Raw genomic sequence first — 13,371 nt, 5'->3', positions numbered from 1 at the left:
CCGTACAACCAGGCCAATTCAGCCTTGAACTGAGCGATTTAACAGGTTTGAGAAAGCAAGATTCTCAAACCCCAGGCTGTTTTTGATGGGCATTGGCTCGATCGACGGTACGCCGAGGTGACGAGGGACGTGATTTACGACAGACCCCGACCGATCGTGGCGATTGCGGCCCCAGTGCAATCTGATTTTCGGTGTAGGCTTGAGACGATTGACGGTGGAAAAACTTCGTCGGCAGCCATCAAGCTCAGCGCGGTTAGACTGGGCACGGTTCTGGAGAGGAGGACAACATGACGATGCCGAGCGAGCGCACACGAGCGCTAATTCAGACTCAAAAGTTTCTGGTTGAACTTGGGCAAGATCCCGCGCTGTCAGAGTCCATTCGACGTCAGGCCCGCCAGCTGTTACGTCATTATCCCCATGCAAACGAGATACTAAAGGCAGGGCAGCTCGAAGAGCGACGGGTCGACCGACTGACCGAGCCCTTCCTGAGCTCCAGTATCGATTAACCGTCTTGGCTAACCATGATCGGCCTAGAGTCGCTGATCCCGAACCATTGATAGGTAAGGGTTAAGCAGTTCTCTCCGATGCTTCCTTACCAACACGTTTAACCTAAGTCGTAGTGAAATATCAAAACGACGCTGGTAATGTTTTGGCTACGTTCGTCAAACCATTAAGGGATGGAGGCGAAAATAGAAGCCCTGGAGCCGCGAACCTCCGGGGCTTTGTTTTTTCTCTTAAACCAGGTTAGGGAATTCGATCAACATTTAATTCTGTTGTTTAAATACGGCACGGAAGCGATGCAGTAGCGGCTCAGTGTAACCACTTGGTTGGTGCCCCCCTTCAAACACAAGAGCACAAGCTGCCTGGAATGCTACCGAGCCTTCGAAGTCGGAAGCCATCGGTCGATACAGCGGGTCACCAGCATTTTGCTGATCCACCACATGCGCCATACGCTGCAGAATTTTCAGCGTCTGCTGTTGGTCGATCACACCATGGCGAAGCCAGTTGGCGATGTGCTGACTGGAGATCCGCAATGTGGCGCGGTCTTCCATCAGGCCGACATCATGAATATCCGGCACTTTTGAGCAACCCACGCCTTGCTCGACCCAGCGTACGACGTAGCCAAGCAGTCCCTGAGCGTTGTTTTCCACTTCTTCGCGGATTTGCTCTGCCGTCCATTTGGCGTCGACAGCAACTGGCACGGTCAGCAAGCCATCGAGCAGGTCGTCGCGAACTGCTGCCAGGTCAATTCCCTCGAGCTCTTGTTGAATCGCCGCTACGTCGACCTTGTGGTAATGCAAGGCGTGCAAAGTCGCAGCGGTAGGGGATGGCACCCAAGCGGTGTTGGCGCCTGCCTTCGGGTGCGCGATTTTCTGCTCAACCATGGCAGCCATCAAGTCGGGCATGGCCCACATGCCTTTGCCGATTTGTGCTCGGCCGCGTAATCCGCAGTTCAAGCCGACCAGTACATTGTTGCGCTCATAGGCTTGTATCCAGGCGGTGCTTTTCATGTCGCCTTTGCGAAGCATTGCGCCAGCTTCCATGGCTGTATGTATTTCGTCGCCAGTGCGATCTAGAAAGCCCGTATTGATAAAGGCGACGCGTGGCGCCGCCGCGGCGATACAGGCTTTGAGGTTGACGCTGGTGCGGCGCTCCTCGTCCATGATGCCCATCTTCAGCGTGTGGCGTTCAATCTGCAGCACGTCTTCGATACAGCTGAACAAGCGCTCGGCGAAGGCGACTTCCGCTGGCCCGTGCATTTTCGGTTTGACGATGTAGACGCTGCCGGTGCGCGAGTTGCCTTGGCGTTTTAGATCGTGCAAGGCGATTAGGCTGGTGACCATGCCATCAAGGATGCCCTCGGGAATTTCTCGGTCATTGCCATAGAGTATGGCCGGGTTTGTCATCAGATGGCCAACATTGCGCACGAGCAGCAGGGCGCGGCCATGCAGTTTGAATGCGACGCCATCAATGTCAGTGTATTCACGGTCCATGTTGAGCCGACGGGTCAAGGTTTTGCCGTTCTTCTCCAGCGTCTCCGAAAGATCGCCCTTCATCAAGCCCAGCCAATTGCGATACACCCGTACCTTGTCGTCGGCATCGACGGCCGCGACGGAGTCTTCGCAGTCGATGATGGTCGACAATGCAGATTCGATCAGCAGGTCTTTCACCGAAGCGGCGTCGCCGCGACCGATCTGACTGTCCGGATCGATCTGGATCTCGATGTGCAAGCCATTGTTGCGCAGAACGATGGCCGTCGGTGCGGTGGCCGTACCTTGGTAACCCACCAATTTTTCGGGCTGACGTAGCGTGGTGTGCTGATCGTCTTTGAGCATGACAGCCAACGCACCACCTAAGATGCGGTACGAAGTGGCGTCGGCGTGTGAACCTGATTGCAATGGTAAGGCTTCATCCAGGAAGGCTTTAGCAAAGGACACTACTTTGGCGCCACGCACCGGGTTGTATCCCATACCGGATTCGGCACCGTTGTCGCTGCTGATCACGTCACTACCGTACAGGGCGTCATACAAGGAGCCCCAACGCGCATTGGCCGCATTCAAGGCGTACCGTGCGTTGATAGCGGGCACGACCAGCTGCGGGCCAGCCTGTTCGCTGATTTCGCTATCCACCCGGGTGGTGCTCGCCTGAACCTGAGTGGGTTGCGGTTGCAGGTAGCCGATGGAGGCCAGGAACCCGCGGTAAGCGGGCATGTCGATAATGGGCCCGGGATTGGCTTTATGCCAGATATCCAATTCCAGCTGCAGACGCTCGCGTTCAGCTAATAAGGCACGGTTGACCGGTGCCAGTTCCAGGACCAGATCGGAGAATCCGCTCCAAAAGGCGTCTGCGTCGACGCCGGCACCGGGTAGGACTTCTTCGTCGATAAATGCCTGCAAGACAGGCGCGACCTGCAGTCCGTGAATTTTTGCGTAATCAGTCATGGGTTCTTCTCTCAATCCAAAGCTCGGACGCCGGCTGCGGCAATCTGTGCATCCTGGTCGGCCTTGACGCCGGAAACTCCGACCGCGCCCACTACCTGACCCTCGACAACAATGGGTACGCCACCTTCGAGGGAGGTCACCAGCGGCGCCGAAAGGAATGCGCTGCGCCCACCGTTGACCATATCTTCATAACCTTTCGACTCGCGTCGACCGAGGGCCGAAGTCCGGGCCTTTTCCGTGGCGATATAAGCACCGATTGGCGCGCAACCGTCCAAGCGCTCAAGGGCCAGCGGATGACCGCCATCATCCACCACTGCAATGCAGACATTCCATTGATTGAGCTGGGCTTCACGGCGCGCGGCAGCGAGGATCAGGCCGACTTCTTTCAGGCTCAATACGGCTTTGCTGTTCATGGGTTCTCCTGTGAGTGAATGGCATCTTCGATCACTTCGATCCAGTGCCGTACCGGGGTGCGGGCGGCACTGTCGAGGTGGGTTTGGCAGCCGATGTTGGCGGTGGCAATAACGGCGGGTGAGCCGCTCTCCAATGCCTTCATCTTGTTGTCGCGCAGCTGACGCGAAAGTGTGGGTTGAGTGATTGAGTAGGTGCCCGCAGAGCCGCAGCAAAGATGGCTGTCGGGCACGGTGGTGAGATGAAATCCCAAGCGCGTCAACACGCTCTCGACTGCGCCGCCGAGTTTTAGGGCGTGTTGCAGTGTGCACGGACAATGGAACGCCAGGCGTTGCTCGCTGCAGGCACCGAGCTGTTCCAAAGGCTCTGCTTGCAGGATCTCGACCAGATCTTTGCTCATGACACTGATCCGGGCAGCCTTCTGGGCGTACGCAGGATCATGCTTGAGCAAGTGGCCATATTCCTTGACGAAAGCACCACAGCCACTGGCGGTTTGCACGATCGCCTCGGCACCGCTCTCGATGGCCGGCCACCAGGCGTCAATATTGCGCCGGGCTCGCTCCAGTCCTGCTTGCTGGGCGTCGAGGTGGTAGTCAACGGCGCCGCAGCATCCAGCTTGGCTGATCGGCGTGATACTGATGCCCAAGCGATCCAGCACCCTCGCGGTGGCAGCATTGGTGTTCGGGGACAAGCTTGGCTGCACGCAGCCTTCGAGCATCAACATTTTTCTTGCAAGCTTTCGCGTCGGCCTGGGCTTCGCTTGGGTAATGTGCCGCGGCAGTTTCAGTCGTACGGTTTGCGGCAGTAAGGGGCGCAAGCTTTTGCCGATTTTCAGTAAGGGCTTGAACAGGATCGGGTTGGGCAACAAGGACCGTAAGCCTTGGCGCAACATGCGCTGACCCGTGCTGCGCGGCACCGCCTGATCAACCACGGCACGACCGATGTCCAGCAGGTTGTGATAATTGACACCGGAAGGGCAGGTGGTTTCGCAGTTTCTGCATGACAGGCAACGGTCCAGATGTTGTTGCGTCTTGGCTGTGACCTCGTTGCCTTCCAGCACTTGCTTGATCAGGTAGATGCGCCCGCGCGGGCCATCCAATTCATCACCCAGCAGTTGGTAGGTCGGGCAGGTGGCATTGCAGAAACCGCAATGTACGCAACTGCGCAGGATGCTTTCCGCTTCTTCGGCGCGCTCCAGACGCTGGGCTTTTTCGCTCAAGGTGGTTTGCATGATCAGATCTCTGCGTACATTCGGCCTGGATTGAAAATCCCTTGTGGGTCCAGTTGTGACTTTAGCGATTGCTGGTAGCGCAGCAGCGGTGCCGCCAGTGGCTGGAATGGCTGCTCGGCATTTGCATGGCAGGTGGCATGTCCTTTGAATTGCCTGGCGATGGTTCGGATGGTTTTGGCATCGGCGGTGGATTTCAGCCAGCGCTGAGCACCGCCCCAATCAATCAATTGCTCGCCGGGCAGGCTTAATGGACCGGTGTGGGTCGGCAGTGACAGGCGCCAGAGCGGGCGAGCATCGGCAAAAAACGCCAGGCGATGGGCATTCAGCTCACTCCAGTAACTGGCATCGAGCAGTTCGCCACCCAAACGATCATGGGCGGCCGTTACCGAGCCTTCGCCGCCCTCCAGGCGCAGATGCAAGCGTTGTCCGTCATGACTGGCAGCGCTGATAGGGATGGGTTGTTGCCCCCACTCCGCCAGTTTCAACAGGGCCTGCTTGCTGCTCATTTCCAGGGCTATACTGAGGCTGTGTCGCGGCTTTGGCAGGACCTTGAGGGACACTTCGGTCAGCAGCCCCAGGCAGCCAAAACTGCCTGCCATCAAGCGCGACAAATCGTAGCCCGCCACGTTCTTCATCACTTCGCCACCGAAGCGCAGATGCTTGCCATGACCGGTAATGACGCGGGTTCCCAGTACGTAGTCGCGAACCGAGCCGGCCCACGGTCTGCGTGGCCCCGACAGGCCGGCCGCTACCATGCCACCAAGGGTGGCACCGTCATCGCTGTGGGGTGGTTCGCACGGCAGCATTTGCCCGGCGGCGTCCAGCGTTGCGTTCAATTCGGCCAGCGGCGTGCCGGCGCGTGCCGTGATCACCAATTCCGTAGGGTCGTAGGTAACAATGCCGCGATGCGCACGAGTATCGAGCAGTTGACCGCGCACCTCGCGACCCAGATGAGCCTTGCTGTTACCTCCCTGAATGCGCAATGGAACATGGCTGCGCAGGGCATACTCAACCTGTTGCAAAAGCTCTGCGCCAGCGTCGTTGGAATGTTGGCCAGGCATTAGAAACGCTCCAGTTCAGGGAAGGGTAACTGCCCCATGTGCACATGCATGGCGCCGAACTCGGCGCATCGATGCAGGGTGGGAATGTTCTTTCCGGGGTTGAGCAGGCCGCTGGGGTCGAAGGCAGCCTTGACCGCGTGGAACAGAGTCAATTCGTCACTGCTGAACTGGGCACACATCTGGTTGATTTTCTCCCGGCCCACACCGTGTTCGCCGGTGATGCTGCCACCGACCTTCACGCACAGTTCGAGGATCTTTCCGCCCAGGGCTTCGGCGCGATCCAGTTCTCCGGGCGTGTTGGCATCGAACAGAATCAGCGGATGCATGTTGCCGTCGCCGGCGTGGAACACGTTGGCGACGCGCAAATTGTATTCGGCGGACAACTCGGCGATTGCTCGTAGAACACCGGGCAGTTCGCGGCGTGGGATGGTGCCATCCATGCAGTAATAATCCGGCGAGAGGCGCCCAACAGCGGGAAAGGCATTCTTGCGTCCGGCCCAAAATCGCACGCGTTCGGCTTCGTCTTTGGCCTGGCGCACTTCGGTGGCACCTGCTTGCTCCAGCACTCGTCGGACACGCTCGCAGTCGTCGTCGACATCGGCTTGGACGCCGTCAAGTTCGCACAGCAGGATGGCTTCGGCTTCGACTGGATAACCCGCGTGGATGAAGTCCTCGGCGGCGCGAATGGCCAGGTTGTCCATCATCTCAAGGCCACCGGGGATGATTCCGGCAGCAATGATATCGCCTACTGCACGACCGGCTTTTTCAACGGAGTCAAATGCTGCAAGCAACACCTTGGCTGATTGTGGTTTGGGTAGCAGCTTGACGGTCACCTCGGTGATCACCCCGAGCATGCCTTCGGAGCCGGTGAACAGTGCCAGCAGATCAAAACCTGGCGAGTCGAGGGCATCGCTGCCCAGGGTCAGGCGTTCGCCGTCCACCGTGAGCATGTCCACTTTGAGCAGGTTGTGCACCGTCAGGCCGTATTTCAGGCAGTGCACACCGCCAGCGTTTTCCGCGACGTTACCGCCGATGGAACAGGCGATTTGCGAGGAGGGGTCTGGGGCGTAATACAAACCATGGGGGGCGGCAGCCTGAGAGATCGCCAGGTTGCGCACTCCCGGTTGTACGCGGGCAAACCGCCCGGCAGGATCGATTTCAAGAATTTTGTTGAAGCGCGCCATCACCAGCAACACGCCTTTTTCCAGTGGCAGTGCACCGCCCGACAGGCCTGTGCCGGCTCCGCGAGGAACCACCGGAACACGCTGCTGATGGCAGATCTTCAGCAGTTTTTCGACCTGTTCGATTTCGCGGGGCAACACCACCAGCATTGGCGTCGTGCGATAGGCGGATAAACCGTCGCACTCGTATGGTTTGAGTTCTTCACGGCTGTGAAGGATTTCCAGGTCTGGTATTTGCTCACCCAATGCCTGCAAAAGCGCGTGTTTATCGGTGGCGGGGAGAACCCCATCAACGCGTTCGTCGTAAAGGATATTCATATTGGGGCAGACAACCCTTTCTTATTGTTGTGACCGGCCAACGACGAAACAACCCCGCAGGCTTCGGCGTCCATTACTGTCATTCCCGCTTCGTTGGTCATCGTGATTTTGGCGATTGCACGGCCTTGATTGCCCAAAGTCTTGATGACCCAGTGGCAGGTGATCATGTCCCCGGTATAGGCCGGCTGCGTGAAGTGGAAGGTGATGCTGTCACCTACCCAGCCAATTTTCCTGCCGATTTCGGTGACCAGGCTGGCCGTCAACAACTCATGGGAAACACGTGCTTTAAAAACAGCGGCCTCGGCACAACACGCATCGAAAAATGCAGGTTGATAGTCCCGAGAAATTCTCGTGAAAATCTGGATGTCTTCAAGGTTAAAGCGGCGGGAAGCTGTGAAGCTGTCCCCAGCCTGAAGCGCCTCCGAGGCACGCTGTCTGAAGCGAGGCATTGGAAAATCCCTTACATGAGTTCGGCATCGTCCGGCGATTGCTCTAGCATCTCGCTGGCCCGTTGCTTTCCAATGATTGGGCAGTAGATTTCGCCAGAGATAATTGCCTCGAGATAACTCTTTTTCAGCTTCATGGCTTTCGTTTCACTCGAAACACTATGGGTAAAGAGGTCTACCAGAACAGCCTCTTCAAATGGTGGTGGGTTCTGAAGCAGCTCAATCAGGCCATTTGTTTGCTCTGCATTCAGGAATCTCGGTGCCATGCCTGCTTTTTCACAGGCCATCAAATATTGTTGATAGGCGTAAAGCATGGGGTACCTCCAGGATTCAGTCGAAGGGTGACGTTCATACTATAGCTGGCTTTTTATCAAAAAAATAACAAAATGTCAGTTATTGGTGCCTTAGATGTTGACATTTTTTCAGGCGGGAACAAGAGTGGAGTGACAGGTCATTTCGGCCTTTTTTTCCTGTTATCGCCAAATAGAGAATGCACATGAAAATCCTGGTCCCTCTCAAACGGGTGGTCGATTACAACGTCAAGGTTCGCGTCAAGGCGGACAATTCCGGCGTCGACCTCGCCAACGTCAAGATGTCGATGAACCCATTCTGCGAAATCGCAGTGGAAGAAGCCGTACGCCTGAAAGAGAAGGGCGTCGCGACTGAAGTCGTCGTCGTTTCCGTAGGCCCGTCCACCGCTCAGGAGCAGCTGCGCACCGCGCTGGCTCTGGGTGCCGACCGCGCCATCCTCGTCGAATCCGCCGAAGATCTGACTTCCCTGGCCGTGGCCAAACTGTTGAAAGCTGTTGTCGACAAGGAACAGCCCCGGTTGGTGATTCTTGGCAAGCAGGCTATCGACAGCGACAACAACCAGACTGGCCAGATGCTCGCTGCCTTGAGCGGTTACGGCCAGGGCACCTTTGCCTCCAACGTCGAAATCAGCGGCGACAGCGTTGCTGTAACCCGCGAAATCGACGGCGGCGCGCAGACCGTTTCCCTGAAACTGCCGGCCATCGTTACCACCGACCTGCGTTTGAACGAGCCGCGCTACGCGTCCCTGCCAAACATCATGAAAGCCAAGAAGAAGCCTCTCGAAGTGCTGACTCCGGACGCTTTGGGCGTTTCCACCGCCTCCACCAACAAGACCGTCAAAGTCGAAGCGCCTGCTGCACGCAGCGCGGGTATCAAGGTCAAGTCGGTGGCTGAACTGGTCGAGAAACTGAAAAACGAAGCGAAGGTAATCTAAATGACTATCTTGGTTATTGCTGAACACGACAACAAAGTGCTGGCCCCGGCCACGCTGAACACCGTGGCTGCTGCCGCCAAAATCGGTGGTGACATCCACGTTCTGGTTGCAGGCCAGGGCGCTGGCGCCGTGGCTGAAGCTGCAGCGCAAGTGGCTGGCGTGAGCAAAGTCCTGGTAGCTGACAACGCTGCCTACGCTCACCAACTGCCGGAAAACGTTGCTCCTCTGGTTGCTGAATTGGGCAAGGGCTACAGCCACATCCTGGCCGCCGCCACTTCCAACGGCAAAAACATCCTGCCGCGTGTTGCCGCTCAGCTGGACGTTGACCAGATCTCCGAGATCATCTCGGTTGAAAGCGCTGATACCTTCAAGCGCCCGATTTATGCCGGTAACGCCATCGCTACCGTGCAATCGAACGCTGCCGTGAAAGTGATCACCGTGCGTGCCACCGGTTTCGACCCGGTTGCAGCTGTTGGTGGTTCCGCTTCGGTTGAGTCCGTTGGCGCTGCTCACGACGCTGGCATCTCCAGCTTCGTCTTTGAGTCGCTGGCCAAGTCCGACCGTCCGGAACTGACCGCTGCCAAGATCGTCGTTTCCGGCGGCCGTGGCATGCAGAACGGTGACAACTTCAAACACCTGTACGCCCTGGCCGACAAGCTGGGCGCTGGCGTGGGTGCTTCGCGCGCCGCGGTCGACGCAGGTTTTGTACCCAACGACATGCAGGTCGGTCAGACCGGCAAGATCGTTGCGCCTCAGCTGTACATCGCCGTAGGTATCTCCGGCGCGATCCAGCACCTGGCCGGCATGAAAGACTCCAAAGTGATCGTTGCGATCAACAAGGACGAAGAAGCGCCGATCTTCCAGGTAGCCGATTACGGCCTGGTGGCAGATCTGTTCGAAGCTGTGCCGGAATTTGAACAACTGCTCTGATCCATCTTGCAGCGAGGCGGGCGTCAGCTCGCCTTGCTGACAGTCGAAGGAGGCATCATGCGTTACAAGCTTTTGGGAAGATCCGGCCTGCGGGTATCGGAGCTGTGCCTGGGCACCATGACATTCGGCAACCAAGGATGGGGCACGGAGGAAGCCGAAGCCGCGAGGCTTTATTCGCACTATCGCGATCAAGGCGGCAACTTCCTCGATACCGCCAATGAAATCTATGCAGGCGGTGCCAGTGAGGAGATGCTGGGGCGATTGCTGCAGGGCCATCGCGATCAAATGGTGGTGACCACCAAATACGCCCTGGCACTTCCTGGTGGCAAGGATATCAACGCCGGCGGCAATCATCGTAAAAGCCTGCACCGCTCGGTTGAAGCAAGCTTACGACGCCTGGGTACCGACTATATCGATTTGCTCTGGGTTCACGCTTGGGACGCATTGACGCCGATCGAGGAAATGCTGCGAGCTCTGGATGACCTGGTCAGACAGGGCAAGGTGCTTTACCTCGGCATTTCCAACACCCCGGCCTGGGTTGTGGCCAAATGCAATACATTGGCGCGTGCCAACGGCTGGACGCCCTTTATCGCCTTGCAGGCCGAGTACAACTTGCTCGAGCGTTCGATCGAACACGAAGTGTTGCCGATGTGCCGCAGCGAAGGGCTGAGTCTGGCTGCCTGGTCTCCACTGGCGAGCGGGATCCTGAGCGGCAAGTACAGCACCGAAGTAGCAGGGGGTGAGAGAAAGCGCCTGGATGTCGCGGCAATGAAATCACTGGACGAGCGGGGGCTGGTCATGGCTGACGCAGTAGGCAAAGTCGCCAAGCAAATTGGCAGGACTCCTGCGCAAGTTGCTTTGAACTGGTTGCGTGCGCAGGCGGGAGTCATACCGCTGCTGGGCGTGAGGACCCATGCTCAGTTAGTGGACAATATGGGGTGTCTTGAGTTTGATCTGGATTCGGCGTGTCTGGCCGAACTGGGTGCATTGGGCAAGCCGGTTGCCCATTACCCTTACGATTATTTGAACAAGTATCAGAACCTGATCAACGCAGGTTTTCATTCGCAGATCAATGCCGATTGTTAAGATGGATGCCCCTCTCACGGCTCAGCTGTGAGAGGGGTTTTGCTTCACGCTTCGATTTTGCCGTCTTCCTTGGATACCTGGGTGAACATCTTGATGATGTCGCCCGAGGTCACACAGCGACGGGTTTCGCCTTCAGCCAGCGGCGCCGGGCCACCGAACGATTGCGGGCGGGTATCAATGTGGGTTGCCTGAGCGCGCAGCGCGCCCGCGGTGCAATTATTGCGACCTCCCATCAGGCTGAACGCATCGAAGTTGTAGAGACGCATGGCGTTGCCATGGGTGATCTTGTCGATGGTGCTGGCCGGCAGGTGGGAGACTGTTTCGATCAGGCGATCGGGACACTCTGGCCAGACGGTATCGGAGTGCGGGTAATCGCACTCGTAGGCAACGTTGTCTTCGCCGATGTCTTCGAGGTTCTTCAGGCCGAACTTGTCATCGATAAAGCATGTGAGGAAATGCTCGCGGAACACTTCGCTTGGCTTCTTGCCAGCGAAATCGGCATAGGTCCAGGCGCGGTGGTGGTCGTGCACGAAGTCTGCGCGCTCCAGGAAGTACGGAATCCAGCCAATGCCGCCTTCGGACAAGGCGATCTTCAGGTCTGGATAACGATGCAAGGCCTTGAGGTGGAGCCAGTCGGCCGCCGAATTGACGATGGAAATCGGCATGGTGATGATCCATGCGTCGATCGGAGTGTCCATCGAGGCGTGCGGGGCCTGGGCGCCGGAACCGATATGAATGTTGATGACTACCTTGTTTTCCGCGCAGACCTTCCACAGCGGCTCCCAGTGGGCGTCGTGCAGGCTCGGCTGGCCTTTGAGTGACGGGTTGTCGGTGAAGCTGATGGCGTGGCAGCCCTTGGCAACCACGCGCTTGATTTCCTCGACGGTAGCGTTGATGTCCCAGTACGGAACAATGGCATTGGGAATGTTGCGTCCCGGGAAGCTGCCGCACCATTCGTCGATATGCCAGTCGTTGTAGGCCTTGAGCAGGGTCAATGCGTTTTTCTTGTTATCGAACTGGTGGAACAGACTGCCATCGAAGGTCACGACGCTAGGGAAGTTCAACGAAGCCAGCAGGCCGTTGGCGTTCATGTCATCGATGCGCGCCTTGATATCCCATGCGCCTCTGCGCATTTGCTCGAATGAAATGGGCTCGCAGCCATATTCTTCGCGGTTGCGCCCGACCACGGCATTCAATCCGATATTGCCAGCGCGACGCCCTTCGAAGAGCCAGTAGTCCGCACCATTCTTGTCTTTGAGCACTTTGGGAGCGAAGGCTTTTTGCTCCACTGTCAGGTGCTGATCGAACATGGTGGGAGGCTCTACGATGTGGTCGTCAACGCTAATCAGGATCAAGTCATCGACTTTCATTGGCTGCTGTCTCCATTTCGTATGCTGCCGCTGGCCAGGCAGGGCCAGCATCACGGGCTGCTTCAGGTTTTTGTTTTTAGCTGGGAGAACATTAAGGCTTTTGCCGTGTCTCGGCAAGCAATAACAGACACATTGTTAGTTAATGGCTTTTTCGCTTACAGAGTGCACCACCGTGCAGCATGGAAGTTGAATGGTTGCTCAGGGCAAATGATACTATGTCAGTTAATTTGTAACTTTATCTAACGGTGCAGGGTATGAAACTGTTTCAAGGGGCAGGCAGGTGGCGTGCTGGATATTTTTGTTGATCACCGCTCAGGCCGGGGCCGCAGAGCCTCAGGACGATGGTCAGGGGGCAAGGGCTCTGCTTGAGCGTGCAGTTCTTTATTATCAGGAGCACCACGAAAGTGCCATGGCGGCTTTCAGTCGTCAGGGGGATTTTGTTGATAACAACTGTTATGTGTTGGTGCTTAATGCTAGTGGCGTAATGCTGGCAAGTGGCGGTCCCTCCAGTTACCTGATCGGGAAGAACGTCGGTGAGGTCTTGCCAAAAGAATTGAAGACGGCTTTCTCCGAGGCCCTGAAGACAGAGTCAGGCCAGGGCGTGCGGAAGGCTCAATACCACTGGAAAAGCTGGAGTGGCGACCGCGACGAGAACAAGGTCGTCTACTACCGTCGCGTCGATGACAAACTCTTCGCCGTGGGCTACTTCATTTCACGGGAGTCTGCGGAAAATGCCCGGTTGATGCTCGACAAGGTTGCGGATGCCATCGCATCCAACCCTGCTTCGACGCTGGATGCCATCAATCAGGCGAACCCGGCGTTTCGTCAGGATGATCTGTACCCTTACGTGATTGATCTGAACAGTCGGCGCTTTGTTGCTCATGGCCTCAATAAGCGTTTGCTGGGCGTGGATTTCAGTACCCTCAAGGACGCCCATGGTCAGCCATTAGGGGCACCCATTCTGCGCATATCTCAGCGCAAGGGGACAGGAGAGTATCAATACCTTTGGACAAATCCATTGACCAACCGGGTCGAGAACAAGCATGCGTTTTTCCGCCGGGTAGGTTCGTATCTGGTCGCTGTCGGTTACTACCAGGACAAGCCGTAAGGTATGAGAGAGCGGCGCCGGATAACCGGCGCTGCGGCCTG

General features: G+C 57.2%; 13 protein-coding genes. 5 read left to right on the top strand and 8 right to left on the bottom strand.

Annotation, left to right across the window (positions count from 1 at the left end; genetic code table 11):
* The first annotated feature begins 287 nt into the window (after window positions 1-287).
* Complete coding sequence (locus ABVN21_RS15340; RefSeq protein ID WP_339561658.1) at window positions 288-506, top strand: BPSL0761 family protein; 219 nt, start codon at window positions 288-290, stop codon at window positions 504-506.
* A 258-nt stretch (window positions 507-764) separates the two neighbouring features.
* Here ABVN21_RS15340 and ABVN21_RS15335 read toward each other — a convergent pair whose 3' ends face one another.
* From ABVN21_RS15335 to ABVN21_RS15305, 7 genes are read right to left on the bottom strand one after another with little or no spacing between them, the layout of a single operon-like run.
* A complete protein-coding gene (locus tag ABVN21_RS15335; protein WP_339552794.1) occupies window positions 765-2,942 on the bottom strand; it encodes a malate synthase G in 2,178 nt (725 codons plus the stop codon).
* 11 nt (window positions 2,943-2,953) lie between these two features.
* Complete coding sequence (locus tag ABVN21_RS15330; RefSeq protein ID WP_339552795.1) at window positions 2,954-3,355, bottom strand: heme-binding protein; 402 nt, start codon at window positions 3,353-3,355, stop codon at window positions 2,954-2,956.
* Window positions 3,352-4,584 carry a glycolate oxidase subunit GlcF gene (glcF, locus tag ABVN21_RS15325; RefSeq protein ID WP_339552796.1) on the bottom strand — a complete coding sequence of 411 codons (1,233 nt, stop codon included), beginning with the start codon at window positions 4,582-4,584 and terminating at the stop codon, window positions 3,352-3,354. The genes ABVN21_RS15330 and glcF overlap by 4 nt, the downstream gene beginning before the upstream one ends.
* Before the next feature lie 2 nt (window positions 4,585-4,586).
* Window positions 4,587-5,645, bottom strand: a complete 1,059-nt coding sequence (gene glcE, locus ABVN21_RS15320; RefSeq protein WP_339552797.1) for a glycolate oxidase subunit GlcE — start codon at window positions 5,643-5,645, stop codon at window positions 4,587-4,589.
* The gene (glcD, locus tag ABVN21_RS15315; protein ID WP_339552798.1) at window positions 5,645-7,144 is read right to left on the bottom strand and encodes a glycolate oxidase subunit GlcD; all 1,500 of its coding nucleotides are present in this window, start codon (window positions 7,142-7,144) and stop codon (window positions 5,645-5,647) included. Before glcD ends, glcE begins: the two co-directional genes overlap by 1 nt.
* Window positions 7,141-7,593: a MaoC/PaaZ C-terminal domain-containing protein gene (locus ABVN21_RS15310; RefSeq protein WP_339552799.1), complete on the bottom strand. Its 453-nt coding sequence runs from the start codon at window positions 7,591-7,593 to the stop codon at window positions 7,141-7,143. Before ABVN21_RS15310 ends, glcD begins: the two co-directional genes overlap by 4 nt.
* Before the next feature lie 11 nt (window positions 7,594-7,604).
* Window positions 7,605-7,904 carry a hypothetical protein gene (locus ABVN21_RS15305; RefSeq protein WP_339552800.1) on the bottom strand — a complete coding sequence of 100 codons (300 nt, stop codon included), beginning with the start codon at window positions 7,902-7,904 and terminating at the stop codon, window positions 7,605-7,607.
* A 182-nt stretch (window positions 7,905-8,086) separates the two neighbouring features.
* Between ABVN21_RS15305 and ABVN21_RS15300 the strand changes: the two genes are divergently transcribed.
* Genes ABVN21_RS15300 through ABVN21_RS15290 form a run of 3 tightly spaced genes read left to right on the top strand, consistent with a single transcriptional unit; the run spans window position 8,087 to window position 10,852 of the window.
* Window positions 8,087-8,836, top strand: a complete 750-nt coding sequence (locus ABVN21_RS15300) for an electron transfer flavoprotein subunit beta/FixA family protein (protein WP_339552801.1) — start codon at window positions 8,087-8,089, stop codon at window positions 8,834-8,836.
* The gene (locus tag ABVN21_RS15295) at window positions 8,837-9,766 is read left to right on the top strand and encodes an FAD-binding protein (RefSeq protein ID WP_339552802.1); all 930 of its coding nucleotides are present in this window, start codon (window positions 8,837-8,839) and stop codon (window positions 9,764-9,766) included.
* A 57-nt stretch (window positions 9,767-9,823) separates the two neighbouring features.
* Window positions 9,824-10,852: an aldo/keto reductase gene (locus tag ABVN21_RS15290; protein ID WP_339552803.1), complete on the top strand. Its 1,029-nt coding sequence runs from the start codon at window positions 9,824-9,826 to the stop codon at window positions 10,850-10,852.
* Between the two features lie 44 nt (window positions 10,853-10,896).
* Here the strand turns inward: ABVN21_RS15290 and ABVN21_RS15285 are convergent, their stop codons facing one another.
* The gene (locus ABVN21_RS15285) at window positions 10,897-12,222 is read right to left on the bottom strand and encodes an amidohydrolase family protein (RefSeq protein WP_339552804.1); all 1,326 of its coding nucleotides are present in this window, start codon (window positions 12,220-12,222) and stop codon (window positions 10,897-10,899) included.
* A gap of 301 nt (window positions 12,223-12,523) precedes the next feature.
* On the opposite strand from ABVN21_RS15285, the gene ABVN21_RS15280 reads away from it, so the two are divergent.
* Window positions 12,524-13,330 carry a cache domain-containing protein gene (locus ABVN21_RS15280; protein WP_339552805.1) on the top strand — a complete coding sequence of 269 codons (807 nt, stop codon included), beginning with the start codon at window positions 12,524-12,526 and terminating at the stop codon, window positions 13,328-13,330.
* The last annotated feature ends 41 nt before the right edge of the window (window positions 13,331-13,371 follow it).

The sequence above is a fragment of the Pseudomonas sp. MYb327 genome (assembly GCF_040438925.1).
Lineage (GTDB): Bacteria > Pseudomonadota > Gammaproteobacteria > Pseudomonadales > Pseudomonadaceae > Aquipseudomonas.
Note: the sequence above shows the minus strand (reverse complement) of the source record. Positions and strands in the feature narration are given on the sequence as shown.